This window comes from Catellatospora sichuanensis (assembly GCF_007483665.1).
Lineage (GTDB): Bacteria > Actinomycetota > Actinomycetes > Mycobacteriales > Micromonosporaceae > Catellatospora > Catellatospora sichuanensis.
Genome location: NZ_ML660183.1, coordinates 385,274 through 410,164, shown reverse-complemented (window position 1 = coordinate 410,164; position 24,891 = coordinate 385,274). Strand labels below are relative to the sequence as shown.

Below are 24,891 nucleotides of genomic sequence, written 5' to 3'. Positions count from 1 at the left end.
GTCAGTGACCGTCGAGGGCGTCGACCAGGGCGGCCAGCGACGCCGCCAGCCGGTCCAGGCCGGAATGCGGATCACCGCCGGGCTCGGCCTGGTACACGTCGCGGCGGAGCTCGACCATCAGCGCCGACACCCGCTCGTCGGTCCCGTGGTGCTTGAGCGGCACGTAGCAGCCGGCGAACGGGGTGTCGAAGGCGACGTCGTATCCCGCGAAGGCCTTCGCTGCGGCATCGTGCAGCCACGGTGGGGTGTGCGTGCGGTCCGTGCCGAGGCAGACCTGCGGGCGCGGGCCGTCGCCGTGCAGCTCGTACGGCAGCGCCAGCGCGGGGTAGGAGTGCACGTCGACGACGATCGCGCGGCCGGTCGCGGCCAGGCGCTCGTCGACCAGATCGGTCATGCCCTGGGCGTACGGGTGGAAGTGCGCGTCGAGCAGCCGCTGCGCGAACACGGGGTCGTCGGGGCGCAGCCGCTGCCCGTGCGACGTGCGCGTGTACACCGCGCCCATGCCGACCGCGGCCATCTCCTCGCGCTCGTCGGGGAGGCGCTCCGGGTCCACGACGAGCCGCGACCACTCGTTGACGAACGCCCAGGGCCGGGTCCGCGCCGCCGCGGCCGCCCGCGCCGCGATCAGGTCGGTGTACGCGTCGGTCATGTGGTCCAGCTCGGCGACCAGCGCGGTGTCGTCGAGCGCGATCGAGGCCCGGGCGGGCCCGCTGATCTGCCGTGAGGAGTGCGGCACATGCAGGACGACCGGCGATGACGGGTCCCCCTGGTCGACGCGGAACACCGGAACCGACATGCCACTCACCCGCTCTCTGAAGATCACCGTGACGGTATCCCGCAGGTATGACACGTCGGCGCCCGCAGTACCGGGGGCGCGGCAGGCAGGGTCGTCAGCCCCAGGGGCGCAGCTCGGGAACCGGGGCGCGGCCCAGCGCCCAGGCCATCAGCGCCCGCTGGTCGGCGCGCTCGTGCAGCTCGGCGAGCAGCTTGGGCAGCCATCGGGCGACCAGGGCCGCGGGCCACTGCTCCCAGCCGTAGCCGAGGCCGAGATCGACATGGTGCACCTCCACCTCGCGCCACCGGGCGAACAGCAGCTGCGTGGCGGGGATCAGCTCGCCGTCGCCCGCGCGCACCGTGCGCTGCCACACGTCGGGGGTGGCGTGGGCGAAGGCGGCGTCCACGGCCGCGTCGGCCGCCGTCAGGTCGGCGATGATCTCGGCGGCGGATCGGCCCTGTCCCGCCTCGATCTCCGCGGCCCGGCCCGCCGCACCGCCGGGATACTGGTCGACGAGTTCGTCTCGAGCCGCGCCGTCGAGCCGCCGCACGACGCTGTCGGCGTTACGGGCGAGGTGGGTGAGCACGTGCCCGACGGTCCACCCGGGCAACCGGCTCGGTGCGCGTACCGTCAGGTCGTCGATCTCCTGCAGGGTCTGGTGCAGCCGGATGTGCGCCGCGGCGCACGCGGCGACGTCGCCGTCGATATCGGACATGCCCTCATTCTCGCCCCTGCCGCGCCGGACCGCCCTCCATGATCATGATCAACGGGGGCCGTGTTGAATGGCGGCATGGGTGAGCAGGAGCCGCGGTCGGCGGGGGAGTTGCTGGACATCGTCGACGGGCAGGACCGGGTGGTGGGGCAGGCGACGCGGGCCGAGGCGTACGCCCGGCGGCTCACCCACCGCTGCGTGTTCGTGCTGGCCCGCACCGGCGACGGCCGGCTGTTCGTGCACCGGCGCACCGCGCAGAAGCTGGTCTTCCCCTCCTGCTACGACATGTTCGTCGGCGGGGTGGTCGGCGCGGGGGAGACCTACCACGATGCGGCGCTGCGCGAGGCCGAGGAGGAACTCGGCGTGTCCGGCCTGCCCGCGCCGCAACCGCTGTTCACCTTCCTCTACGAGACGCCCGAGCACTCCTGGTTCTCGGCGCTGTACGAGGTCCGCTGCGACGGCCCGGTGGACCCGCAGGTCGAGGAGGTCGCCTGGCACGCCTTCCTCACCGAGGACGAGATCACCGCGCGGCTCGGCGAGTGGGACTGGGTGCCCGACGGACTGCAGGCCTGGCAGCGCTACCAGGCCTGGCGCGCCCAGCCCTCCTGACGGCTGTCACGGGAAGTAGCGTTCCAGACGTGACCGTGTTGCTGACCCGATCCGATGTCGATGGTGCGGTCGACGTGGACGAGGTGCTGGAGCTGCTCGCCGAGGGGTTCCGCGCCCCCGCCCCGGCGCAGCCGCCGCTGCGGGTGCGCACCGAGCTGCCCGGCCCGGGGACCGCGACCTGCCTCATGCCGGGGCTGCTGCCGGGCGTGCCCGCGTACACGGTGAAGGTCAACGCGAAGTTCCCGGACGCCTCGCCCGCCCTGCGCGGCGTGGTCTGCCTGCACGACCTGGCCTCGGGCGAGCTGCTGGCGCTGGCCGACTCGGCGAGCGTCACCTCCTGGCGCACCGGGCTGGCCGCGGCGCTGGGCACGCACCTGCTGGCCGACCCGGACGCCGGCACGCTCGGCTTCGTCGGCGCGGGCGCGCAGGCCCGCGTCGTCGCCGCCGGGCTGCGGCGGCTGCGCACCTGGCGGGAGGTGGTGGCCGCCGATCTGGATCCGGCGCGTGCCGCGGACGTGGCGGCGCTGCCGCTGGAGAGCGCGTCGGCGGTGGCTCGGGCCGCCGACGTGGTCGTGTTGGCGACCTGGTCGCGCCGTCCGCTGCTGCGGGCCGACGAGGTGCGTCCCCGCCAGCACCTGACCACGCTGGGCGCGGACGAGCCGGGCAAGGTCGAGCTGCCCGCGGACCTGCTGCTGGCGAGCCGGGTGGTGGTCGACGACCGGATGGCGGCGGCCGCCGGGGGTGCGCTGGGCAACGTCGGGCTCGAGGCCGGGGTGGCCGCGGGCACGCTCGGTGACGTGCTGCGCGGCGACCTGCCCGCCCGCGACGGCACCGACCGGCCGACCGTGTACGCCCCCGTCGGCCTGCCCTGGCAGGACCTGGCCCTGTTGTGGGCGGTCTACGGCAGGGTCTCGCGTACCGACGCCACGATCATCGACCTGCTCGGCTGAGGCTTGCCGGTCAGGCCGTGTCGGCGCGGCGGGCGCGGCGGCGGGCGGGATGGTCGCGGGGGATCAGCGTCGGGTTGACGTTGTCCAGCACCATCGGCCGGTCGATCACGACGCGGGCCACGTCGTCGCGGCTGGGCACCTCGTACATGACGTTGAGCAGGATCTCCTCGAGGATGGCCCGGGTGGCGCGGGCACCGGTGCGGCGCAGCAGGGCCTGCTCGGCGATCGCGCCGACCGCGTCGGGGGTCACCTCCAGCTCCACCCCGTCCAGTTCGAAGAGCAGCTGGTACTGCTTGATCAGCGCGTTGCGCGGCTCGGTGAGGATGCGCATCAGGGTGGCCCGGTCGAACGGGCGCACCGTGGTCACGATCGGCAGCCGCCCGACGAATTCCGGGATCATCCCGAACGTCACCAGGTCGGCGGGCATGACCTCGTCGAGCGAGGGCTCGGCGGCGCGGATGTTGGCCCCGAAGCCGATGCCGCGGCGCCGCGAGCGCTGCTCGATGATCTGCTCCAGGCCGGAGAACGCCCCGCCGAGGATGAACAGCACGTCGGTGGTGTCGATCTGGAGGAACTCCTCGGCGGGCTGCTTGCGCGAGTTCGGCTGCGGCACGCGTACCGTGCTGCCTTCGAGGATCTTGAGCAGGGCCTGCTGGACGCCCTCGCCGGAGACGTCGCGCACGGCGGTGCGGTCCGCGCCGCCGCGGGCGATCTTGTCGATCTCGTCGATGTAGACGATGCCGGTCTCGGCCCGGCGCACGTCGCCGTCGGCGGCCTGGATCAGCTTGGCCAGGATGCTGTCGACGTCCTCGCCGACGTATCCGGCCTGGGTCAGCGCGGTGGCGTCGGCGATCGCGAACGGCACGCCCAGGGTGCGGGCCAGTGTCTGGGCCAGGTAGGTCTTGCCGCAGCCGGTGGGCCCGATCAGCAGGATGTTGGACTTGCCGAGCTCGACCGGCGGGTCACCGCCTGGAGCCGAGCCTGGGGCCGCGCCACGGGCGGCGACCCGCTTGTAGTGGTTGTAGACCGCCACCGACAGCGCCGTCTTGGCGGCGTCCTGGCCGACGACGTACTGCTCCAGGGCCGCGTGGATGTCGCGCGGGGTCGGCGGGTGCAGCAGCGCGGCCGCGGCCTGCTCGGTGGCCTCTTCCTCGATCAACTCGTTGCACAGACCGACACACTCGTCGCAGATGCAGACCTGGCCGGGGCCGGAGATGAGTTTGCGCACCTGGCGCTGCGTCTTGGCGCAGAAGGAGCAGGCCAGCACATCGCTGCGGGTCACGGGCGCTCCTCGGGGGTCGACGACCTTCAGATGATACCGGCAGATGATGACAACATCCGAGTGCCGCGTTATCTTGCTTACCGGACGGACACGGGGAGCAGGGATGAGCCGCCTCACCAGGGCCCAGGCGCAGCAGCGCAACCGCGCCGGCGTGCTGTCGGCGGCCCGCGCCGAATTCGCCGCGCGCGGCTACCGCGAGGCCACCGTCGACGGCATCGCCGAGCGCGCCGGGCTCACCCGCGGCGCGGTCTACTCCAACTTCCCCGGCAAGCGGGCCCTCTACTTCGCCGTGCTGGCCGACGACGCCGAGCGCGCCGAGGTGCCGCCGCCGCCCGCGCCGGGCGGCACGCCGCGGGAGGCGCTGGGGGCGTACGCCCGGGCGACCGTGACCCGGCTGCCGCCCGCGACCCGCCTGCCCGGTCCGACACCGCCTGTCCTGGACCTGGTGCCCGAGGTGCTCGACGACGACCGGGTCCGGCGGCCCTTCGCCCAGCTGCTCAAACTGCAGGCGATCATGCTCGGGCTGGCCCTGGAGGGGCTGGCGGCCGCCCACCCCGGCCGGGACACCGGACCTGCCGGGCGGCGGGTGCGGGTGGCCGAGGCCGCGCTGACCACGCTGCAGGGCGCGACCGTGCTGGCACAGACCTCACCCGGCTTCGTCGAGCCGTTCCACATCGTCGCCACCTGCGAGCACCTCGGCGAGCTCGACCTGAGCGACAGCTGGCAGCCCGTGTACGCCGCGCACGTCCCGCCGCCGCGTCCCGCCGACGAGCCATGGCCGCCCGCCTTCGCCGACGAGGACGCCACCCGCCCCGACGCGCTGCACGGCGAGCCGGTGGACCTCGGCGCCGACGGCGTGGTGGCGGTGCTGGGCCTGCACCGGCTGGCCGCGGTCGAGGAGGCGGTGCGGGCCGCGCCGCCCGGCGCGCAGGTCACCGCAGTGCTCGTCAGTGGCACACCCGGCGAGCTGATGCCGCTGGCCCGGTTGATGCTCGCCGAGTTCCGCCGCTGCCTGACCGCGGCGTTCCCGCGCTCGGCCTGGCCGCGCCTGCACATCGTGTACGACGAGAGCGGCGAGCTGGCGGCGGCAGCCGGTGTGGACGCCGTCAGTGACGCCACCGAGGCCGCGGTGCGGGTCGTGTCCGGACGGATCGTCGCCCGCGCCGACGGCTACGGAGCCTGCCTGGCCGCCGCGACCGCACCGCCGGAACTGATCGTGTTTCCGGCAGCCGGACGCCGGGGGGCATAGTTTCCGCCATGCTGGTTATGTGGTGGCCATGACGGATGCGGGGCTGGGCGGGGCACTGGCACGGCTGCGCGACGCGCTCACCGGGGTGCGCTACCCGCTGACCCTGCCGGGCGCGGCGGCCGCCACCAGCCTGGCCAAGGCGACCGCCGGGCAGCTCGACGACTACCTCATCCCGCGGCTGGCGCGGCTGGACGCGCCGCTGCTGGCCGTCGCGGGCGGCTCCACCGGCGCCGGCAAGTCCACTCTGGTCAACAGCATTGTGCGCGCTCCGGTCAGCGTCGCGGGCGCGCGTCGGCCCACCACCCGCGCGCCGGTCCTGGTCTGCCACCCGTCCGACGCCGCCTGGTTCAGCGAGGCCAACCTGCTGCCGCGGCTGGGCCGCACCGGCACCGCCGGCGGTGACGGCATCGGCCTGCTGGTCACGCCGGTCGCGGTGCTCAGCCCTGGGGTCGCGCTGCTCGACTCGCCCGACATCGACTCCGTCGAGGAGGACAACCGCGCGCTGGCCGAGCAGCTGCTGGCCGCCGCGGATCTGTGGCTGTTCGTCACCACCGCGGTCCGCTACGCCGATGCCGTCCCGTGGGAGCTGCTGCACGCCGCCCGCGACCGGGGCACCGCCGTGTCGATCATTCTGAACCGGGTGCCGCCGGGTGCCGAAGCCGAGGTGAGACCGCACCTGACCGAGATGCTGGAGGAGCACGGGCTCGGCGGGGTGACCATGTTCGTCATCGGTGAGCAGCGCCTCGACCAGCACGGGCTGCTGTCCGAACAGGCCGTCGCGCCGCTGCGCGAATGGCTGGACGAACTCGCCCGTTCCGCCGCGGCCCGCGCGGCCGTGGTGCGGCAGACGGTGGACGGAGCCGTCGCGGCGCTGTCGCCCGCCACCGCCCGGCTCGCCGCCGAGGCCGACGCCCAGGCGGAGGCCGTCACCACCCTCGGCACGTCCGTCGACAGCGCCTACCGCGAGGCCGCCGCCAACGTCGACCAGGGCATCCGTGACGGGACCATGTTCCGCGGCGAGGTGCTCGCCCGCTGGCAGGAGCTCGTCGGCACCGGCGAGTTCATGCGCGGCCTGCAGGCCAAGGTCGGGCGGTGGCGGGACCAGTTCGTCAGCGCGGTCACCGGCCGGCCCCGCCCCACCGACCAGCTGATCACCGCGATCGAGTCGCAGCTGGTCGTCTTCGTGCACGGCGCGGCCGCCGACGCCGCCGAACACGCGGCCGCCGCCTGGCGCGCCCATCCCGCCGGTGGTGAGCTGCTCGCCGCCAACCCGGGCCTGGCCCGGGTCGGGCCCGACATCGACGCCCGCGCCGACCGGGTGGTCCGCGACTGGCAGCGCGGCGTGCTGGACCTGGTCCGTGACGAGTCCGGCGGCAAGCTGTTCGCCGCGAAGTTCAGCGCGTACGCCGTCAACGCGCTCGGGCTGTGCTTGATGATCATCGTGTTCGCGGCCACGGCGTTCATCCCGACCGGCGCGGAGATCGCCGTCGGGGCGGGCACCACCGTCGCCGCGCAGAAGGTGCTCGAAGCCATCTTCGGCGACGACGCCGTACGCCGCCTGGCCGAACGGGCCCGGCAGGACTTCCTGACCAAGGTGGACGGCCTGCTCCAGCAGGAGGCGGCCCGCTTCCACGCCGTGCTCGACGGCACCGGAGTGTCCGCCGAGGACGGTGCACGGCTGCGCGCCGCCGCGGCGTCCGTCGACGCCGCCCGCCGCGCCGACCCGATCTCCCGCGACGGGGCCGCCGGGTGAGCGCGCCGACGGTCGTCGAGCGCATGGCGGCGCTCGAACGGTTCACCGCCGCCACCGCCGACAGGCTGCCCGAACGCGACCTCGCCCCGGCCCGTGCGCTGATCGGGCGGGCCGGCGAGCGGCTGGCCCTGTCGCAGCTGCACACCGTGGTGGCGCTGGCCGGTGCGACCGGCACTGGCAAGTCCAGCATCTTCAACGCGCTGGCCGGGGTGCCGCTGTCGCAGACCGGCGTACGCCGCCCCACCACCGGCGAGGCGCACGCGTGCGTATGGGGCCCCGACAGCGCCGAACCGCTGCTGGACTGGCTCGGCGTGCAGCGCCGCTACACCCGCGACGGCGGGACCGGGCCCGACCTGTCCGGGCTCGTACTGCTCGACCTGCCCGACTACGACTCGGTGCAGGCGGCGCACCGGGCCGAGGCCGACCGGCTGCTGTCCGTGGTGGACCTCATCGTCTGGGTGCTGCACCCGCAGAAGTACGCCGACAAGATCGTGCACGCCGGCTACCTCGCCCAGTTCCACCGCCACCGCGACATCACCGTGGTCGCGCTCAACGCCGTCGACCTGCTGTCCGGCCCAGACCTGGCCGACTGCACCACGGACCTGCGCCGCCTGCTGGCCGCCGACGGCCTTGACGGGCTGCCCGTGCTGACCACCTCCACGGTCGGCCCGCCCGGGCTGGATCCCCTGGTCGACGCGATCCGGCAGGCGGTCGTCGCCCGTCAGGCCGCGGTGCGGCGGCTGGCCGCCGACCTCGACGGGGTCACCGCCGCGCTGGCGCCGGCCGTCGCGGCCGAACCGCCCAAGGCAGCCCTGGACGCGGAGGCGAGCAAGGCGCTCACCGCGGCGCTGTCGCAGGCCGCTGCGGTGCCGACGGTGGCCGCCGCGGTCGAGGGCGCGTACGTGCACAGGGCCCGCAAGATGACCGGCTGGCCGCTGCTGCGCTGGATCCGCCGGACCCGCCCCGACCCCCTCGAACGGCTGCACCTGGGCGACCACCGGGCCGCCGTTCCCGCCGCCACGTCCCTGGCCCCGGCGTCGCCCGCCGCGACGGCCGCGGTCACCAAGGCGCTGCGCGAAGCCGCCGACCGGGCGGGCGCGCCGCTGCCCGCACCCTGGCAGGACGCCATGCTCGCGGCGGTGCGCTCGCATCGCGACGAACTGCCCGACGCGCTCGACCGTGCCGTCGCGCAGACCGACCTCGGCGTCGCCCGCAAACGCTGGTGGTGGTGGGCGGTGGGGCTGCTGCAGTGGCTCGTCACCGCGGTGGCCCTGGTCGGCCTGCTGTGGCTCGGCGTACGAGTGGGCATGCAGGCGCTGGCGCTGCCGCCGCTGCGCACGCCCACCGTGGACGGCTGGCTGCCGATGCCGACGGCGCTGCTGGCCGGCGGCCTGCTGGCCGGGTTCCTCATCGCGGTGCTGGTGCGCCCGGTGGTCCGGCTGGCCGCCCGCTCCCGCCGCCGCCGCGCCACCAGGCGGCTGCGCAACTCGGTGCAGGGCGTGGTCAGGCAACTGGTCGAGGCCCCGGCGACCGCGGTCCTCACCGACTACACCGCCGCCCGAACGGCCCTGCGCGAGGCGGCCGGCGGCACGGCTCGCCGATGATCGCGGCCGGGCCGGGCCCGCGTCGGCGGCGAAGTCGGCACTTCCGGCTCGACGCAATGCCTTGAACTGGGAATATGCTTCCTAGAAGGTCTCCGCCAAGGCTTCTGGATATGCCCTCCGACAGGAGGCTGTGAAGTATGGCCGGTGGTGAGCCGTTCGCGGCGAAGTTGACGGGATGTAGAGATCTGGAGGCGGGCAGCCTCGGCTCCGCGGTGCGTTACACGCATACCGGCAGGCTGGAGCTCGACCTGGCCCTGCAACGCCTGATCGAGCGCGCCCGCGCCCTCGGTACCGGCGACGAGCGCATTCGCGCGCTGCTGCGGGCGAATCTGGAGATGGCCCGCGGGGTGGACCTGACCCAGGTGCTGCAACGGCTCGTGGTGACCGCCCGGCACCTGGTGCGGGCCCGCTACGCCGCGCTCGGCGTGGTCGAGGACGGTCACATCACCGAGTTCGTGTTCGACGGCATGGACGCCGCGACCGCTGATCGCATGGCACACACGCCCGAGGGGCGCGGCCTGCTCGGGCTGCTGCTGGCAGAGCCGCGGGCGGTCCGGGTGGCCGACATCTCCCGGCACCCGAGTTCGGTCGGTTTCCCGGAGCACCACCCGCCGATGACGTCGTTCCTCGGGGTGCCGGTCCTGTCGGGCGCCCGGCTGCTGGGCAACTTCTACCTGACGGAGAAGCAGGGGGCGGCCGAGTTCAGCGCCGCCGACGAGGACCTGATCATCGACTTCGCCCAGGTCGCCGCGGCTGCCATCAACAACGCGAGCATGTTCACCGAGGCCTTCCGCCGTCACGCCTGGCAGGAGGCCATGGTCATGATCACCGAGCGGGTGCTCGGCGGGGTGGGGCCGGACGCGCTGATGGCCGAGCTCATGAGCCAGGCGGAGCGGGCAGACCGGGCCGACGGGGCATGCGTGGTGTTGCTCTCGTCCGACTGTCTCAATGTGACGTCCGTGCAGGCCATGGGCACGCTGAAGCTGCTCGTCGACGCCCCCGAGGCGCTGCTGTCCGTGTGCGCCCTGGTGATGGCCGAGCGGCGGGTGCTGGTCGTCGAACCGGGCGTCGATCCGCGGCTGAAGGACTGCCTCGGTGCGGCTCATCCCGGGCAGATCCTGATCGCACCGATGACCGGGCAGGAGACCGTGCTCGGCGCGATGCTGCTGTCGAAGAAGCCCGCCGAGGGGCCCTTCGACGCGGTCGACGTCGAGATGGCCTCGGTCTTCGCGGGCCAGGCGAGTCTGGCGCTCGAACTCGCCGGTGCGGCCGACCTCGACGACGGTGAGCTCACCGATCAGCACCTGGCCTTCGCCGAGGGCCTGCGGGAGCGTTTCCTCAACCGGATGTCGCGGATCAGCTACTCGTTGCGCTCCGTGGTCGACCACTCCATGGACATCGAGTTGCGGGAGGAGGCGGGATACAAGCTCGCCGAGATGGAAGCCCTGATCGACCACCTGAAGTCGCTGACGTTCCTGCGCACCGACCGCTGAACGGGGTTCCCTCCGGACGGAGGGAACCCCGCCGGGTCAGCCCGCCGTGATCCAACCGGCCAGCTCCGCCGGGCGGTTGGTGATGATCCCGTCCACGCCGAGCTGGTCCAGCGAGCGCCACTGCGCAGCGCTGTCGATCGTCCACGCCATCACCGCGACGCCCGCCCGGTGCAGGTCGCCGACCAGCGCGGGCCGGGTCAGCAGGGCCGACCCCGCCGGGTTGTACGCGGTCAGGTGCAACTGCCCGGCCAGCGCCACCGGGTCGGCGTCCAGGGTGCTGCGCAGCAGGCCGATGGGCAGCTCCGGGGCCAGCTCGTAGCTGTACTGCAGCGAGGCCACGTCGAAGCTCTGGATGAACACCCGGGTCGTCATCTGCTGCTCGCGGATCACCTGCACGATCTTCGCGACCTGGTCGCGGGTGTGCGCGCCCTTGATCTCCAGCAGCAGGCTGCCGCCGCGCGTACGCAGATCGGCCAGCTGCTCCGCCAGGGTCGGCAGGCGTGCACCCGCGTAGTGGGGCGCGAACCAGGAACCGGCGTCCAGCGCCTTGAGCTGCGCTGACGTCAGGCTGCGGACGGATCCGGTCCCGTTGGTGGTCCGGTCGACGGTGCTGTCGTGCAGGATGAACGGCACCCCGTCGGACGACGGCTGCACGTCGTTCTCGATCCAGTCCGCGCCCGCGCGGCGGGCGATCTCCTGTGCCACCAGGGTGTTCTCCGGCGCGGCCGAGGACGCGCCACGGTGCGCGATGACCGCGACCGGGCTGCCCGGCGCGCGCAGATGACCGTTGGACGGGGCCAGCTCCGTCACGCGTACGTCGTCGAAGGACACCGTGGCGCCGTTGACGAACAGCGCCTGCCCGCCGCCGGTCGAGCGCTGCAGGCTGGTGGTGCGCAGCACCTCCAGCCCGTCGAACAGCCAGCGGGCCTGGCTGCCGTGCACCTCCGCGGCGATGCGCACGTCCCGGCCGATCCCGGCCGCGTACGGCGCGGCGGCGGTGTTCGTGACGTTCCACGCGTTGCCCGTGGTGCGCTGTGCGAACTCGACGCCGTTGCTCGCGGTGGTGCCGCTGCGCATCGTCGCGATCCACCACGGCGTCGCACCGTCGGCGGGCACGTCCAGGCCGAGCGCGGCCCAGCGGGTGCTCGCCGTGACCGACTCGAACCGGACGGTCGCCTCCAGCCGGAAGTGGGTCAGGTTACCGCCGAAGGTGATCTTGTTGTTGGCGGACGAGCTGGTCGAGGTGCCGACGAGACGGCCGCTCTGCACGGTCCAGGTGCCGTCGACGGCCCGCCACCCGGCGGGCAGCGTCCCGGAGGAGAAGTCCGCGGAGACGACGACGTCGCCGGGCGCGGCGGCGGCGGGCGCGGCGGCCGCCACGGTGCCGCACAGGGCGAGAGCGGCCAGCGCCGCCGTGGTCCGGAAGTGCCACGAGGGCGTACGCAGGGAGGTGGTGACCATGCCTCGGATCGTAGGAAAACGGGCGGAACGGTCCACGAATGCGCGGTGGCCACCCCGGGAACGCCGTCTGTCCGTCCCGGACCGGCCCCACCACTCGGCTCGCCCGCTTCCATGGTGAGGCGCGGGCGTTGCCGTGGAACCTGAAACGGGACCACATCCGCGCGGCGGATGTCGGACACTGTGCTCCGCCGCCCCACCCACCGGAAGGATCAGCATGGCCAGCAGCGAGGACCGGATGCCGCACACCGTCGCCGTCGCCTCGGCGGCCCTGGCGGCGTTCACCGCCGCCGCAGTGGCCGACGTGATCGCCTCGGGTTTCGCCGTGGGCCGTATCGGCACTGCCGGGCGGGAGTTCCTCGCCTCGGTGCTCGCCCAGGAGGTCCTCGAACCCGCGGACGTCGTCGCCGTGCTGGAGCAGTCGCTGTGGCGGGACCTCGCCGTCGCCGCCGTCGCCGCCGTCGTCTTCGGAATCCTCGCCCTCGCCGTACGGCGTCCCTGGCGGGCGTCCCGGGTGCTGGTGTGGGCCGCCGCGGTGCCGCTCATCTTCCTGCTCGTCTGCGTCGTCGCACTGGGCATGGAGTATGCGCCGCCCGCGGACATCGGCATGGCCGTGCACACACCGGCGGACCTGGGGTTGGTGCCGGGCTGGCACTCGACCGCGCGCAGCCTGCTGACCACGGTCGAGGTGGTGCTGCTGGCCGTGGCCAGCATCCAGCTCATGCGTTCCGAGTCGGCGGACTTCTACCGCAGCCAGATCCTGGGCCCGAGCCTGGGCGCGACGGCCGCGGCACGGCAGAGCCGACTCGAGTCGGAAACCGCCGGATCGTGACGACAAGCGGCGGTCTCACCCCGAATCCTTCTCGGTGACCTGGTAGAACTGTCACTTCCGACGGAAGGATCTTCGCGATGGCCACCGAGCGCCCCGATGTGCCCCTGATCGCCGGCGAGCGGGAGATGCTGCGGCAGTTCCTCGACTACCACCGGTCCACGCTGGCCTGGAAGTGCGACGGGCTGACCGACGAGCAGCTGCGCGAGCGGTCCATGCCGCCGTCGACGCTGACCCTGCTCGGGCTGGTCCGGCACATGTGCGAGGTCGAACGCACCTGGTTCCGCAAGGTCATCGCCGGGGAGGACATCACCCTGGTCTGGTCGCCGGACAACGACTACCAGGTGGCGTACGACCCGACCGGCGCCACCCGCGCCGAGGCGTTCACGGCCTGGCAGGCCGAGGTCGAGCACTCGCGCCGCATCGAACGTGAGGCCGAGTCGCTGGACGTGGTCGCGCACAACGCCCGCTGGGGCGAGGACGTCTCGCTGCGGTTCGTGATGCTGCACCTGATCCACGAGTACGCCCGCCACAACGGCCACGCCGACTTCCTCCGTGAGGGAGTCGACGGCGCGACCGGCGCCTGACCTGGACGCGCCCAACCTACGTCAAGGTCGTTTGAGGGTGAAGCCGGATCCTAGGTTTTCCACCCAGGATGCGCCGTACTTCGGTGCCTGACCCGTGAGCATGAAGAGCTCGGCGAGCGGGATGGCCGACACGCTGGGGGACAGTCGGCCGGCGCGGTCGACATACACCGTGTGCTTGTCGCCCTTGTCGTCGACGTAGTCGACTGCGAAGGCCCAGCGGTACAGCCTCCTGCCCGCTGTCACCCTGATGACCAGGCTCTGCTGCTCGCCGCCCTGAAGCTCGACTTGTTTCTCGGGGAAGTAGTCGACGCCGCCGTCGCGAAGTTTCGGCCGAACCTCGTCGAGGTTCGCGGTGAGCAGGATGCTTTCCACCTCCCCCGCGGTATACAGTTTGAGATGCGTGCCTTCAAGTCTGGGCTCGTCGCGCACCTTCTCGATCCGGACGTTCGTGATGGTGATGCCGGGCTGTCGATGTCCGGTCAGCACCAATGAGATCTTGAGGAATCCCACCTGCGCTCCTCGGTTGCTGTCGAGGAAGGCTTGCCACGGCTTTTCGATGTCTCCGGAGCGGAGCCTGAGTGCGAGACCGTCAGTTCCGGTCGGGGCGGCCAGCGCGAAGTTGGCGCCGGTTTCGCCGAGGAAGGTCTCCACCGCGATGGTCAGTTCTTCACGAGGGGTCGTGGGTGTAGGTGTGGGTGCGGCCGGAGGCGAGCTCTCCGCGGACGGCGACACGATGCCTACCAACCAGTCGGCCGTGGCGGACCCGACGCCGGAGAACAGTGCGCCCAGCGCGAGCAGCATGAGGCTGCCGAGTCCCGCGACGACCTTGGTCAGGCGAGACCGGGTGGCAGGCGGCTGGTCACCTGGCTGCTGTGCGTCGGACGGCTTCCCGCGGCCAGCCGGTGCGGCAGCACGAGAGCGTCCATTTCGCTTGGTCAAGATGTCACCGCTTCCGGCTCGAAGGTGGGTCGTCAGCTGCCGGCCGACCGGCACAGGCGAGGGGCGGCCAGCCTGGCGAGCTTGAACGCAGCGGCGTCGTCCTTGAGGAGCGAGACGCTCCCGATGCACCGGCCGACGCGGAAGTATATCTCGATCGTGGGATGCGGCTCTCCGAAGTGGACCACGTGGATCGCCTCGTCACCGAGTACCGGCACTCGCTTGGCGGCGAACCGCATCCGCAGCCTCTTCATCAGGTCGGTGGACTGCGCCTCGTCGGTGCCCACCCAGGCGACGGCGGCGGTCACCACGGGCGCCTCGATCGTGGGCGGCTCATAGCGGCACAGGGCCGGACGGGGAAGAATGACGTCCAGCACGGAGGTCTGCCGGGGACGCGCCTCGTAGGCAGCGCCCGAGGCCATCGCCGCGAGTTCGTCGGTCTGCAGCAGGCTACAGCTGTCCGGCCAGGCGTCGGCCGGGGCTCCGCCGGCGAAGCCGACCTCGCCCGTCGGCGCGTCGAGCCGGTGCCCGTAGATGTGCTGGACCGGCCCCACGAACTCGTAGCTGACGACCATGCCCTGGTCAACCGCCACCAGGGTGTCGTAAGCGGCCTCCCCGACCAGCGAAGTCCGGGAGTGGGCGGCATGGCCTGTCGCCAGGCTGATCGCATACAGGCCGAGCTGTGGCAGCGGTGCCGCGGGGCGGCCCACGGCGTACAGCAGTGCGCCGGAGAGGACGAGCGCGCTGGCGTCGAGCGGCAGGCTCCAGCGGGTCTTTCCGTCCTGCAGGTCAACAGCCGTAAGGGTCGGCTTGCCGTCCTTGTCATGGTATGCGGCGACCGCGACGTCGGAGGTCGCGGCTATCCGCGGGCCGGTCACGTTGCGGTACGGCTCGTCGAGCACGACCTTCCCGGACCGGTCCAGGATCTGGAGCCGTTCCCGGTCGATGAAGCTGACCGCCGCGCCGTTCACGGCGACGTTGCCGGAGGTGAAGCCGCTTTCGGGAGGAACCGCGTGTTGCCAGCGCGGCTTGCCCGTCTGCGGGTCGAGCGACTCGATGCGCCGCTTCTTCTCGCACACGACGTCGACGACGATGAGGTCCTCGTCGGCGGCGATCTCGTTGGCACGACATCCCGCTTCAACCTCGGTTTTCCACCGCGTCCGGCCGTCAGCGGCGTCGACCGCGCGGAGCGTCGTATCCGACCACTCCATCACCACGACGTCCGCCGCCACCGCGGTCTTGCTGTGGCGGCCGGGCGTCGGCAGCTGCCACAGCACTTTTCCGTCGTCCAGCCGCAACGCCGCCACCGCGGGCGGTTGTTCGTTGTAGTTGGACTGGATGATCAAGGCCTCCGCGGACATCCGGTCCCCGACGACGAAGTCGACGTTGACGTCCCAGCCCTTCGGGGCATTCGCCCACTTCCGTTTTCCGGTGCGGACGTCGTAGGCCGCGATCTGGCGAAGCGAGTCCCGGCCGTTGGTCTCCGCCCAGGCGAGCACGGTATGGGAGTCGGTGTCGTAGGCGAGGGGCAACCCAGGGTCGATGTTGTCCCACCGCGGCGTCAGGGTGTAGGAGGCGGGATCTGTCGCGTCCGGATCGGAGTCGTTACCTGGCGAGCAGGCCTGGGCCAGGAGCAGTCCAGCGATCACCAGAGCGCCCGCGGTGCGGCGTCGAGCCTGCCGGGCGGGACGAGGAACACGCGGCAAGGGGGATCCTTCGGGGTCGGAGGCGGTGGCGACGGCCCGGGGACGGCCCGCTGACAATACCGACATCGTTCCCATGCCGCACCTTCGAGCCCGGAGCATTGCCGAACCCGGCGAAATGCGTACGGCCCGTGCCAAGGTGATGGCACGGGCCGTACGCGGTGCGGTGGCTTACGGAGCGAGGGCGACCAGCGAGGTCTTGTCGTTGATGTCGCCACCGACGAACAGGTGGTCGCTCTTGATGAACATCCGGCAGGTGCCCAGGTTCTGGCCGGAGTCGTTGTCGCAGAGCACGGCCCGGCCCGCGCCGGGCACACGCAGCGAGCTGACCGCGTCGTTGCCGACCGGGGCGAGGTCGCCGGCCGTGTAGATGCCGGGACCGAAGGTGGTCGTGGCGCCCTTGAAGTCGCGGTCGGCGTACACGTTCAGCAGGCTGCCCGATGCCGGGCCGGCCTGCACGACGAGTGTGGAGATGCCGTCGTTGAGCGCGTTGCCGCCCAGGTTGTGCTCGCCTGCGCCGAACATCCGGCACAGGCCGAGGTCGCCCTGCCCGCTCGGGCCGGTGCTGTCGTTGCGGCAGCCGACGACGCGCCAGCCGTCGCCGACGCGCAGCGAGCTGATCTTGTCGTTGCCGACGGTGGCCAGCTCGTTGGCGAGCCCGGTGTACACGCCCGGGTTGAACAGCTGGCGCAGGCCGCCAAGGTTGGCGTCACTGGTGGCGATCAGCGGGGGCGCGCCCACGGCGACCAGGGAGATCTTCTTCTCCATGTCGCTGCCGACGCTGGCGTGCTCGCCGCCCCGGAACAGCCGGCACTTGCCGAGGTCGAGGCTGGCGGTGCCCGGCTTGGCATCGTGGTCGCAGGTGACGACGCGGTATCCGTCGGTGACCTTCAGCGACTTCACCGAGTCGGCCAGGGTGGACAGGTTGCCGGCGACCTGGCCGAAGCCGCCCGAGCCCAGCGGCAGCGAAGTGCCGGTGAACTTGGTGTCCTGGAACGCGGTGACGGCGGCGCCCTTGACCGGCTTGCCCATGACGGCCAGCAGCGAGATCTTGTCGTTGAGTTCGCCGCCGACGAACTCGTGCAGCCCGGCGTCGTAGTAGCGGCAGGTGCCCAGCGAACCCTTGTTCACGTTGCCCGCGGAGCCGCCGTTGTCGCAGGCCAGAGCCCGGTATCCGGAGGCGACGTAGAGCGAGGTGATGGCGTCGTTGCCGACGACGCCGAGTTCCTTCTTGGCGGCGTCGAAAACGCCCGCGCCGTAGGACTGCTTGGCGCCGGTGAAGTTGCGGTCGGCGTACGCGACGAGCGGTGCGGAGCCCACGCCGGGGATCACCGCCGCCTGCGCGGGCGTGGCGCTGAGCAGCGCCGGCAGGAGCGTGGTCGCCACCGCCGCGCCTGCCGCCAGGGAACTTCGAATCGACATGCCAGCCTCCGAACCCGAATCGACCGAGCCGACTCGTAGACCATGGACATTGGTGCTGTGGAGGCGTAGCGGCAGGCACAGGTGTCAGGGGGAGCCGTCGCCGGCACACCTGGAGCGCTCCCCGCCACGCGCTCGATCAGGTTATGCCCTTTCTATCTGATTTAGTCCTTAATGTCCATAATTGCGGCCTTCCGTGACGTGCCTGACCGGTTGGCGAAGCGGGGCTTGACGGCAAAGGCTAATGGTAGTAGCTTTTTGGCTATCTGCAATAGCTGATAGCTGAAGGGGGCGGGCGACGATATGCCCAGGGCCGGACTGTCCACCCAGGCCGTCGTGCAGGCGGCCGTCGAGGTCATCGACGACGACGGGGTCGCCGCGCTCACCCTCGCCGCGGTCGCGGCGCGCTGCGGCGTCGCCGCACCCTCGCTCTACAAGCACGTCAGCAGCCTCGCCGAGCTGAAGACCCTGCTGGGCGTACGCGTGCTCAACGAGCTCGCGGACCGCTTCGCCGCCGCGGCGATGGGCCGCAGCGGCGCGGACGCGATCACCGCGCTGATGCACGCCTACCGCGCCTACGTCATGGCCCACCCCGCCCGCTACGCCGCGATGCCCGTCGACCCGCTGCACCACCCTGACCTCGCCGCGGCCGGCATCCGGCAACTGGAGGTCATCCAGGCCGCCCTGCGGCCCTGGCAGCTCGACCCCGCCGACCAGATCCACACCATCCGGAAGCTGCGCGTCGTCGCGCACGGCTTCGCCTCGCTGGAGTCCGCCGGCGGCTTCGGCCTGCCCGAGGATCTCGACGAGACATACCGGCAGCTCATCGCCACCTTTCTCGATTCACTGCCAGCTCACCCCTGAGGAGAGACCATGTCCGCACCCCTCACCCGGATCCGCCTCGCCGCCGCCGCGCTGGCCGCGGCCGGAGTCCTGTTCGCCCTCTACCCGGGCCTGCGCCCGTGGCGCGACGAGACCACGCTGCAGGGTGCGCAGGAGAGCATGTCCTCGCCGTGGTGGGTGGCCACCCACCTGTTCGCGATGATCGGCTTCATCCTCGTGCCGCTCGCCCTGCTGGCGGTGCGCCGCGTCGTCGACGGCACCCGGGCCGAGCCCCTCGCCCTCACCGCCGCGGTGACCGCCTGGATCGGCGTCGGGCTGACGCTGCCGTTCTACGGCGCGGAGGACTTCGCGCTGCACGTGCTGGCGACCGAGAGCACCGGCGGCGCGCAGCTGGACCTGCTCGGCCTGGCCGAGGGCATCCGCTACCAGCCGGTCGCGGTGACCACCTTCGGCATCGGGCTGATCCTGCTCGGCGTCGGCGCGGTCCTCGCCGCCGTGGCCATCGCCCGGTCCGGCGTGCTGCCGCGCCTGTCCGGCGTGCTGTTCGCGGTCGGCTTCGCGACCTTCCTGCCGCAGTTCTTCACCCCCGCGGCCGTCCGCGTGGGACACGGCCTGCTCGTCGCCGTCGGCTGCATCTGGCTCGCGACAGCCCTGTGGCGCGCCGCGTCCCGGCCCGCTGCGGCGGTACCCGCCGGAAACTAGAAGGAAGGGCACCTTCACATCGCCATGCGTTGTGGAAGGTGCCCTTCCCAACCTCCGGAGGAGTCAGGCTTTGCCGTCGTAGGCGTCCTGCAGGCCCTGGATGTCGAGCTTGGTCATGCCGAGCATGGCGTGCATGACCCGGCTCGCCTTCTCCGGGTCGGGATCGCCCATCAGCTCGCCGAGCGCCTTGGGCACGATCTGCCAGGACACGCCGTAGCGGTCCTTCAGCCAGCCGCACTGGCCCTCCTCGCCGCCTTCGGACAGCCGTGCCCACATCTCGTCGACCTCGGCCTGGTCCGTGCAGTCCACGAAGAACGAGATCGCCTCGGTGAACCGGAACGCCGGCCCGCCGTTGAGGCCGACGAACGGCTGGCCCTCCAGCTCGAAGTTCACCAGCATCGCGCGGCCCTCGGGGCCGGGCATGACGCTGACGATCCGCGAGCTCTTGAAGATGGAGGTGTAGTGCGCCGCGGCCTCCTCTGCCTGGGTGTCGAACCACAGGTACGGAGTGATCTTCTGCATCACGATCTCCTTGCCTACGAGGATGGGGAGCGGTGCGTCCGCTCCCCATCTAACGCCCGGCGCCGGACATCCGCCCGCCGCTCAGCCGGTGCTATGCGGGAGTCCAGCCCTTCGGCGGCGTCCACGGCTCGGCCTTTCCACAGCCCACAGGGGGCGGAGTCGGTGCGTGCTTGCGATCCATGCCGTAGAGGACGACCTTGCCCGCCGGGTCGACCCAGCACGTGGTGCCGACCACGCCGAGGTCGAACGCGTCCCGCCGGTCGATCTCGCGGCCCTGCTCGTCGTAGCTGATCAGCCGGCCTTTGCGGGCGGCGAGGTCGCCGTCGCTGAGCACCGCGAAGGTGCCGTCGGCCAGCCGGGCGGTGCTGCGGTGCCCCGCACCGTCGTCGAGAACCACCTTGGCGACGCGGCGGTGGACGAACCCGGCGACAGCCGTCGTCCCGCCCCAGGGGTCGCTGGAGGATGCTGACGAGCCTTCCAATGGCCCCGCGAGCCACTGAGGCGCCCTGGCGAAGTTCGAGGAGCTGCTCCACTCACCCGACGGCGGGTTCGTCGGCTCCATGGTGCAGAAGATCAGCCACTGCGCCAGGCGGTAGATGACGATCGCGCGGCTCTCCCGTTCCGCGTAGTTCACCATGGTCGGCCGGCCGTCCGCGGGCCACACGAGGTCGGGGTTGCGCATCGGGTCGGCGGCCTCCTGCCTGGCGTGGGTCAGGCAAAGGTTGCCGGTGTCCCGCACGATCGGCGACAGGGCGCTGTCGCCCAGCGCGACGACCTCGGGCTGCTGCCGTTCGGCGCTGGGCCCGCCGGTCCACACCACGACGGCTGTGGCGCAGGCCGCCGTGGCCAGACTCGCGCCCAGCAAGCGCAGCGCCCGTCCGCGTACTGCCGCCGGACGGCCCGGCGAGAAGAGGCTGTCGAGGATCCGGTGCCGCATCCGGGCCTGCCGGGCCGCGGGCAGGTCACGTTCGGGCGGCAGCTGGTCGAGGTATGTCATCACGCCTCCTGCGTCTCGTGGGGCAGCGGTGCCGCGGCGTCGCCGAGGGACCGGGTCAGGCGGGCCCGGGCGCGGCTGACCCGCGCGCGTACCGACGCCTCGGTGATGCCGAGCAGCTGTGCGGCGTCGGCATAGGACACGGACGACCACACGCACAGCGCCAGCGCCTCGCGTTCGGCCCGCGGCAGGCGGCGGGCCGCGCGAAGTACCTCGCGCATGCGCCGCTCGTCGTCGACCCGTCCGGCGACGTGGTCGGCGAGGTCGGCGGCGTCGCGGTCGGGCGGCAGCCGCAGTACGGCGGCCAGCCAGCGCCGGGTGGAGCGCCGCTCGTCGCGTACCACGTTGGTCGCCACGGTCAGCAGCCACGGCAGCGCCGAGCCGTCGACCAGCCGGATGTCGGATCGTCTGCGCCACGCGGTGAGGAACACGGCCTGGGTCGCGTCCTCGGCCGTGCTCCACGAGGCGGACAGCCGGAAGCAGTGGTTGTACACCGCTTTCACGTGCCGGTCGAACAGCAGCCCGAACGCCGCCTCGTCGCCGCCTGCGGCGTCGGCCCACAACTGCCCGTCGCTGCGCTGCATGATGGTCGTCACGCCTACCTATGGCCGGCCGTGTCCTTCGTGTTGCACGGAATCCGTCGGACCCGTGCGGCAGTATGTTCGCCGTGATCGGACGCTGGCACGGCCTCATCATCGACTGCCCGGACCCCGGCGCGCTGGCCGGGTTCTACCAGGAGCTGCTCGGCATGCAGCGGGTGCAGGACGAGGGCGACTGGGTCGTCATCGGCGACGCGCCGGACCGGCCGGGCGTGGCGTTCCAGCGGGTCGCCGACTTCACGCCCCCGCGCTGGCCCGACCCGACCCACCCGCAGCAGATGCACTTCGACGTGCGGGTCGACGACATCGAGCAGGCCGAACCGCGCGTGCTGGCGCTGGGCGCCACCCCGCTGCCCGGCGGCGGCAAGACCTTCCGGGTGTACGCGGACCCGGCCGGCCACCCCTTCTGCCTCATCTGGTGGTGACCCGCCCCCGACTACTCAGGTCGGGATGCGACAGACCGCGCTGACCGGGGCCATCGGGCGCACCCGGCGGCCCAGCGCGCCGAGCAGCGAGTCCTCCACGTGGAAGTCACGCACCCGCAACCGGTAGCGCACCAGTTCCTCGGCGGTGGGGCAGAGCACCCGCGCCTCGATGTCGTCGTTGTCGATGTATCGCACGCCGCCGCGCTCCTGCAGGATCACCGTGTTGACGTCGTCGGTGCTGATCACGTGCCCGCGCACCTCCTCGGGCACCCCGGCCGGGGTGGCGACAGTGGTGACCGTCATCGGCAGCACCGGTGTCAGCACCACGGGCACGGCCGCGACCAGCAGCACCACCGCGATGCCGGGCTGTGCCAGCGCCGCCGCGGGCAGCACCAGCCAGCGGGGCAGCGGCCCGCTCACCCCGAGCGCCAGCACCGGTGGCACGACCAGCAGCGCCACCGCGAACAGCTCCTCGGTCCGCCAGGCCTGCAGCACCGTCGGCGCGACCAGCCAGCCGTACCCGGCCAGCGCCACCGCGGCGGTCGCGGCCCCGCGCCAGCGCGGCCAGGCCAGCGTCGCAAGCTCGCGCTGGAACACCGCGACGGCCGCCACCACCAGCAGTGGCAGGTAGATGATCTGCCAGGTGGCCAGTGCGATGGCGAACAACCCGGTCAGGAACCACAGCGGGGCCATCGCGTACCACCGCGCGAACAGGGGTCGGCGACGTGACCAGCTCCCGGTGCTCACCGCCAGCACCGCGCCGAGCGCGAACACCGCGACCAGCCCTGTGGTCACCAGCCGGGTCGCGGTGGTGAACAGCGCGGCCAGCAGGTTGATCGGGCCGACGTTGGCGACCAGCAGCAGTGTCGTCTGCAGCTCCCCGCCGGCTTCGATCCACAGCCGCATCACCGAGAAGATGGCGGGCACACCGACCGCCACCGTCCAGAAGCCCTGTCCGGCGCGCCACGCGTTGCGCTTGCGGGGCGGTGGCAGCCCCGGCCCGCCGGCCTCGGTCATGGCTTCGGTGCCTTCTCGTCGTAGTCCACCAGGTCCGGAGCGTCGATCGGCGGCTGGGTGGTGTCGTCGCCGAGCCACGGTCCCAGCGTGCGCCGGTATGCCGCCAGCCACGGACTGGTGCCCGTCGTGCGGCCGGTGTCGTAGCTCTTGCGCAGGAAGAACGCCACCAGGTCGCGCAGCTCCGGGTCCTGCTTGGACACCCCGACGCCGAGCCGCTCGTTCGCGCCGATCGGCACGTCGACGATGAACAGGTCCTTCGGGTGCTCGGACAGGTAGCCGGCGAGGATGGTCTCGTCGGTGGAGTAGGCGTGCGACTTGCCGCTCAGCAGCCGTTCCAGGCACTCCTGGTTGGTCGCCGCCGGGTACACCTTCAGCGCGCGGTCGGTGAACTGGCGCTCACCGGTGGAACCGCCCACCACGCAGGTCTCCCGGCCGGGCTGGGCCAGGTCGCTGAGGTTGCGGATCTTGTCGCGGTCGATCGTGCGGATCAGCAGTTCCTGCTTGGTGGCGAAGTACGGCCCGGCGAAGTCGATCTCCTTCTCCCGGTCGGGGGTCATCGAGTAGCTGGCCACCACGAGGTGCACCTGGCCGGAGACGAGTGCGTTCTCGCGGTCCTCGGTCTGCAGCGGCACGAATTCGACGCGGCTGTCGCCCTTGAAGCCCAGCGACTCGGCGAGGTAACGCGCGATCTCGATGTCGAAGCCCTCGAACCGCCCGTTCACGATCTTGCCCATCAGCGGCTGGTCCTCGGCGACCCCGATCTTGATCTTCGGCTGCCCGTACACGTCGGTCTTCTTGAACAGCTCGTCCACGGTCTTCGGCGCGGTGGCCTCAGGCCCGCAGGCCGCGGCGCCCGCCAACAGCATCGTCAGCGTCACCGCGGTGGCGGTCAGCAGCGGCCGCAACCGCGGCCGGGCAGAAGTCTCAGTCATCGGCGGTCCTCAGGTAGGTGGACGCCGGTCCAATGTAGTCGCGCGCTTCCAGTGCGTGAGTCCTGCCTGTGCAACGTTTCGGTGAAGCACCCCACCTGGCACCCCTCACGCCGCACCGCCGCAGCAGCCCCTCTCGCAGTTTCGGGGAAACTGCACGAATCCCCGGTCCGGAACGCGCAGTTTCCCCGAAACTGCGGGCGAAAGTGCGAGCGTGGGTGCGGGGCGTGGGCGGGTGCGGGTGCGGGCGTGAGGCGAGGGTGCGGTGTCGTGTCAGGTGCGGCGGAGGGCGGCGGCGGCGACGGAGGTGAGCATGTGGGTGGTGAGCAGGCCGTCGCCGAGTCCGAGACCGACGAAGCCGTCGAAGACGTGCCGGTGGCGGGCGGCGGCGCGCAGGCCCGCGTCCACCACCCACGGCTGCGCGGTCAGCCGGGCGATCACACCGGTGTGCCGCAGGTGGCGGGCCAGCCGGCGGCGTAACGCGACCGTGTAGGCGTGGCCCGCGGCCGGTCCGCCCGGCGACACCGCGGCCCGGCCGGCCAGCGCTCCGGACAGCACCGCGTAGAAGATGCCCTCGCCGGTGAACGGGTTGATCAGCGACAGCGCGTCCCCGGCCAGCAGCAGCCGCCCGTGTCCGGGCCGGGGCCGCCACGTCGACAGCGGCAGGTGGTGTGCCCGCGCGCCGGACAGCTCGGCCGCCGCGGTGTCGCCGAGCAGGTCGTGCATCCGCTCCAGTAGATGCGCCCGGCTGAGCGGGCCGCCGGAGACCAGTTCCCCGTAGCCGACGTTGCGCCGCCCGTCGCCGATCGGAAACGACCACGCGTACGCCGGCGAGCGCCGCCCGGTCATCACGATGCGCTGCTCCGGCCCGGCCACGTCCGGCGAGTCCTGGCCGGAGCTGGCGGGTCGTGGCGGCAGCGCGTCAGGGGCGTAGGCGCGGATGGCCACAGCCAGTCGATCCGGCGGGTTGCGGGGCAGGCCGAGTGTGCGGCGCACGGTGGAGTTCGCGCCGTCCGCCCCGATCACGACACGCGCGGCGAGGCCGTCGCCGAGGTCGACGCCGTCCGCGCGCACCGCGATGCCGCGTACCGTGTGCTGCCGGAACGTCGCACCGGCCCGCACCGCGGCGGCGACCAGGCGGGCGTCGAACACCGCGCGCGGGATGACGTACGCGGGTTCCGGCAGCCGCCCGGCCGCGTGCGCGCCGCCCGGCCCGGTCAGCCGCAGCGACCGGATCGGCGCAAAGCCGTCGGTCAGTCCGGTGACCCCGAGCCCGGCCAGCACGTCCAGGCCCTGCTGGGCGATGCCGTCGCCGCACGCCTTGTCGCGCGGGAACGTGTCACGGTCCAGCAGCAGCACCGCCGCCCCGGTCCGCGCGGCGGCGAGCGCGGCGGCGGACCCGGCCGGCCCGGCCCCGACGATCGCGACGTCGTACACGCCTCCAGCATCGACCATGGCCGCGCACCCCGCCACGGGAGTCGAAAATCCGTTGCCGGACAAC

General features: G+C 72.3%; 24 protein-coding genes. 11 read left to right on the top strand and 13 right to left on the bottom strand.

Annotated elements, in window-relative coordinates; all coding sequences use genetic code 11:
• Window position 1: 1 nt before the first annotated feature.
• Together FLL47_RS01865 and FLL47_RS01860 are read right to left on the bottom strand one after the other, a co-directional pair.
• Window positions 2-796: an N-formylglutamate amidohydrolase gene (locus FLL47_RS01865; RefSeq protein WP_144118628.1), complete on the bottom strand. Its 795-nt coding sequence runs from the start codon at window positions 794-796 to the stop codon at window positions 2-4.
• 94 nt (window positions 797-890) lie between these two features.
• Window positions 891-1,490, bottom strand: a complete 600-nt coding sequence (locus FLL47_RS01860; RefSeq protein WP_144118627.1) for a maleylpyruvate isomerase N-terminal domain-containing protein — start codon at window positions 1,488-1,490, stop codon at window positions 891-893.
• Between the two features lie 75 nt (window positions 1,491-1,565).
• On the opposite strand from FLL47_RS01860, the gene FLL47_RS01855 reads away from it, so the two are divergent.
• Together FLL47_RS01855 and FLL47_RS01850 are read left to right on the top strand one after the other, a co-directional pair.
• Complete coding sequence (locus FLL47_RS01855) at window positions 1,566-2,096, top strand: NUDIX hydrolase (protein ID WP_144118626.1); 531 nt, start codon at window positions 1,566-1,568, stop codon at window positions 2,094-2,096.
• Window positions 2,097-2,125: 29 nt separating this feature from the next.
• The gene (locus tag FLL47_RS01850) at window positions 2,126-3,046 is read left to right on the top strand and encodes an ornithine cyclodeaminase family protein (RefSeq protein ID WP_144118625.1); all 921 of its coding nucleotides are present in this window, start codon (window positions 2,126-2,128) and stop codon (window positions 3,044-3,046) included.
• A 10-nt stretch (window positions 3,047-3,056) separates the two neighbouring features.
• On the opposite strand, the gene clpX is transcribed toward FLL47_RS01850, so the two are convergent.
• Window positions 3,057-4,328, bottom strand: a complete 1,272-nt coding sequence (gene clpX, locus FLL47_RS01845) for an ATP-dependent Clp protease ATP-binding subunit ClpX (protein WP_144118624.1) — start codon at window positions 4,326-4,328, stop codon at window positions 3,057-3,059.
• A gap of 103 nt (window positions 4,329-4,431) precedes the next feature.
• Between clpX and FLL47_RS01840 the strand changes: the two genes are divergently transcribed.
• The 4 genes from FLL47_RS01840 to FLL47_RS01825 all read left to right on the top strand — a co-directional run bounded on the left by FLL47_RS01840 (window position 4,432) and on the right by FLL47_RS01825 (window position 10,427).
• Window positions 4,432-5,577: a TetR/AcrR family transcriptional regulator gene (locus tag FLL47_RS01840; protein WP_144118623.1), complete on the top strand. Its 1,146-nt coding sequence runs from the start codon at window positions 4,432-4,434 to the stop codon at window positions 5,575-5,577.
• A gap of 28 nt (window positions 5,578-5,605) precedes the next feature.
• Entirely contained in the window at window positions 5,606-7,330 is a 1,725-nt protein-coding gene (locus FLL47_RS01835) for a GTPase family protein (protein ID WP_246157436.1), read from the top strand.
• Window positions 7,327-8,934, top strand: coding sequence for a GTPase family protein (locus FLL47_RS01830; protein WP_144118622.1), 1,608 nt, complete (start codon window positions 7,327-7,329; stop codon window positions 8,932-8,934). Before FLL47_RS01835 ends, FLL47_RS01830 begins: the two co-directional genes overlap by 4 nt.
• A gap of 137 nt (window positions 8,935-9,071) precedes the next feature.
• The gene (locus FLL47_RS01825) at window positions 9,072-10,427 is read left to right on the top strand and encodes a GAF domain-containing protein (protein WP_144118621.1); all 1,356 of its coding nucleotides are present in this window, start codon (window positions 9,072-9,074) and stop codon (window positions 10,425-10,427) included.
• Window positions 10,428-10,463: 36 nt separating this feature from the next.
• Here the strand turns inward: FLL47_RS01825 and FLL47_RS01820 are convergent, their stop codons facing one another.
• Entirely contained in the window at window positions 10,464-11,888 is a 1,425-nt protein-coding gene (locus FLL47_RS01820; protein WP_144118620.1) for a glycerophosphodiester phosphodiesterase, read from the bottom strand.
• 214 nt (window positions 11,889-12,102) lie between these two features.
• On the opposite strand from FLL47_RS01820, the gene FLL47_RS01815 reads away from it, so the two are divergent.
• Entirely contained in the window at window positions 12,103-12,717 is a 615-nt protein-coding gene (locus tag FLL47_RS01815) for a hypothetical protein (RefSeq protein WP_144118619.1), read from the top strand.
• 77 nt (window positions 12,718-12,794) lie between these two features.
• Complete coding sequence (locus tag FLL47_RS01810; RefSeq protein WP_144118618.1) at window positions 12,795-13,301, top strand: DinB family protein; 507 nt, start codon at window positions 12,795-12,797, stop codon at window positions 13,299-13,301.
• Window positions 13,302-13,322: 21 nt separating this feature from the next.
• Here the strand turns inward: FLL47_RS01810 and FLL47_RS01805 are convergent, their stop codons facing one another.
• From FLL47_RS01805 to FLL47_RS01795, 3 genes are all read right to left on the bottom strand, one after another.
• The gene (locus FLL47_RS01805; RefSeq protein WP_144118617.1) at window positions 13,323-14,240 is read right to left on the bottom strand and encodes a hypothetical protein; all 918 of its coding nucleotides are present in this window, start codon (window positions 14,238-14,240) and stop codon (window positions 13,323-13,325) included.
• Between the two features lie 32 nt (window positions 14,241-14,272).
• Window positions 14,273-15,943: an outer membrane protein assembly factor BamB family protein gene (locus tag FLL47_RS01800; RefSeq protein ID WP_186315516.1), complete on the bottom strand. Its 1,671-nt coding sequence runs from the start codon at window positions 15,941-15,943 to the stop codon at window positions 14,273-14,275.
• Between the two features lie 168 nt (window positions 15,944-16,111).
• Window positions 16,112-17,362 carry a hypothetical protein gene (locus FLL47_RS01795; protein ID WP_144118615.1) on the bottom strand — a complete coding sequence of 417 codons (1,251 nt, stop codon included), beginning with the start codon at window positions 17,360-17,362 and terminating at the stop codon, window positions 16,112-16,114.
• 300 nt (window positions 17,363-17,662) lie between these two features.
• Here FLL47_RS01795 and FLL47_RS01790 point away from each other — a divergent pair, with 300 nt between their 5' ends.
• Both FLL47_RS01790 and FLL47_RS01785 read left to right on the top strand, forming a co-directional pair.
• A complete protein-coding gene (locus tag FLL47_RS01790) occupies window positions 17,663-18,223 on the top strand; it encodes a TetR/AcrR family transcriptional regulator (RefSeq protein ID WP_144118614.1) in 561 nt (186 codons plus the stop codon).
• Window positions 18,224-18,232: 9 nt separating this feature from the next.
• The gene (locus tag FLL47_RS01785; RefSeq protein ID WP_144118613.1) at window positions 18,233-18,904 is read left to right on the top strand and encodes a hypothetical protein; all 672 of its coding nucleotides are present in this window, start codon (window positions 18,233-18,235) and stop codon (window positions 18,902-18,904) included.
• Between the two features lie 63 nt (window positions 18,905-18,967).
• Here the strand turns inward: FLL47_RS01785 and FLL47_RS01780 are convergent, their stop codons facing one another.
• From FLL47_RS01780 to FLL47_RS01770, 3 genes are all read right to left on the bottom strand, one after another.
• The gene (locus FLL47_RS01780; protein ID WP_144118612.1) at window positions 18,968-19,426 is read right to left on the bottom strand and encodes a VOC family protein; all 459 of its coding nucleotides are present in this window, start codon (window positions 19,424-19,426) and stop codon (window positions 18,968-18,970) included.
• 91 nt (window positions 19,427-19,517) lie between these two features.
• A complete protein-coding gene (locus tag FLL47_RS01775) occupies window positions 19,518-20,423 on the bottom strand; it encodes a hypothetical protein (protein ID WP_144118611.1) in 906 nt (301 codons plus the stop codon).
• Window positions 20,423-21,016, bottom strand: coding sequence for an RNA polymerase sigma factor (locus FLL47_RS01770; protein ID WP_186315515.1), 594 nt, complete (start codon window positions 21,014-21,016; stop codon window positions 20,423-20,425). Before FLL47_RS01770 ends, FLL47_RS01775 begins: the two co-directional genes overlap by 1 nt.
• Before the next feature lie 71 nt (window positions 21,017-21,087).
• Here FLL47_RS01770 and FLL47_RS01765 point away from each other — a divergent pair, with 71 nt between their 5' ends.
• A complete protein-coding gene (locus FLL47_RS01765; protein WP_186315514.1) occupies window positions 21,088-21,444 on the top strand; it encodes a VOC family protein in 357 nt (118 codons plus the stop codon).
• A 15-nt stretch (window positions 21,445-21,459) separates the two neighbouring features.
• On the opposite strand, the gene FLL47_RS01760 is transcribed toward FLL47_RS01765, so the two are convergent.
• The 3 genes from FLL47_RS01760 to FLL47_RS01750 form a co-directional block, all read right to left on the bottom strand.
• The gene (locus FLL47_RS01760) at window positions 21,460-22,461 is read right to left on the bottom strand and encodes a hypothetical protein (protein WP_144118609.1); all 1,002 of its coding nucleotides are present in this window, start codon (window positions 22,459-22,461) and stop codon (window positions 21,460-21,462) included.
• Window positions 22,458-23,393: a transporter substrate-binding domain-containing protein gene (locus FLL47_RS01755; protein WP_144118608.1), complete on the bottom strand. Its 936-nt coding sequence runs from the start codon at window positions 23,391-23,393 to the stop codon at window positions 22,458-22,460. Before FLL47_RS01755 ends, FLL47_RS01760 begins: the two co-directional genes overlap by 4 nt.
• Before the next feature lie 270 nt (window positions 23,394-23,663).
• Entirely contained in the window at window positions 23,664-24,845 is a 1,182-nt protein-coding gene (locus FLL47_RS01750; RefSeq protein ID WP_144118607.1) for a geranylgeranyl reductase family protein, read from the bottom strand.
• Window positions 24,846-24,891 lie beyond the last annotated feature (46 nt).

Bases quoted from the DNA above. Each gene is read 5' to 3' on its own strand.
- FLL47_RS01865 (WP_144118628.1), bottom strand. From the start codon at position 796: ATGTCGGTTCCGGTGTTCCGCGTCGACCAGGGGGACCCGTCATCGCCG.
- FLL47_RS01860 (WP_144118627.1), bottom strand. From the start codon at position 1,490: ATGTCCGATATCGACGGCGACGTCGCCGCGTGCGCCGCGGCGCACATC.
- FLL47_RS01855 (WP_144118626.1), top strand. From the start codon at position 1,566: ATGGGTGAGCAGGAGCCGCGGTCGGCGGGGGAGTTGCTGGACATCGTC.
- FLL47_RS01840 (WP_144118623.1), top strand. From the start codon at position 4,432: ATGAGCCGCCTCACCAGGGCCCAGGCGCAGCAGCGCAACCGCGCCGGC.
- FLL47_RS01835 (WP_246157436.1), top strand. From the start codon at position 5,606: ATGACGGATGCGGGGCTGGGCGGGGCACTGGCACGGCTGCGCGACGCG.
- FLL47_RS01825 (WP_144118621.1), top strand. From the start codon at position 9,072: ATGGCCGGTGGTGAGCCGTTCGCGGCGAAGTTGACGGGATGTAGAGAT.
- FLL47_RS01820 (WP_144118620.1), bottom strand. From the start codon at position 11,888: ATGGTCACCACCTCCCTGCGTACGCCCTCGTGGCACTTCCGGACCACG.
- FLL47_RS01815 (WP_144118619.1), top strand. From the start codon at position 12,103: ATGGCCAGCAGCGAGGACCGGATGCCGCACACCGTCGCCGTCGCCTCG.
- FLL47_RS01810 (WP_144118618.1), top strand. From the start codon at position 12,795: ATGGCCACCGAGCGCCCCGATGTGCCCCTGATCGCCGGCGAGCGGGAG.
- FLL47_RS01795 (WP_144118615.1), bottom strand. From the start codon at position 17,362: ATGTCGATTCGAAGTTCCCTGGCGGCAGGCGCGGCGGTGGCGACCACG.
- FLL47_RS01790 (WP_144118614.1), top strand. From the start codon at position 17,663: ATGCCCAGGGCCGGACTGTCCACCCAGGCCGTCGTGCAGGCGGCCGTC.
- FLL47_RS01785 (WP_144118613.1), top strand. From the start codon at position 18,233: ATGTCCGCACCCCTCACCCGGATCCGCCTCGCCGCCGCCGCGCTGGCC.
- FLL47_RS01780 (WP_144118612.1), bottom strand. From the start codon at position 19,426: ATGCAGAAGATCACTCCGTACCTGTGGTTCGACACCCAGGCAGAGGAG.
- FLL47_RS01775 (WP_144118611.1), bottom strand. From the start codon at position 20,423: ATGACATACCTCGACCAGCTGCCGCCCGAACGTGACCTGCCCGCGGCC.
- FLL47_RS01760 (WP_144118609.1), bottom strand. From the start codon at position 22,461: ATGACCGAGGCCGGCGGGCCGGGGCTGCCACCGCCCCGCAAGCGCAAC.
- FLL47_RS01755 (WP_144118608.1), bottom strand. From the start codon at position 23,393: ATGACTGAGACTTCTGCCCGGCCGCGGTTGCGGCCGCTGCTGACCGCC.
- FLL47_RS01750 (WP_144118607.1), bottom strand. From the start codon at position 24,845: ATGGTCGATGCTGGAGGCGTGTACGACGTCGCGATCGTCGGGGCCGGG.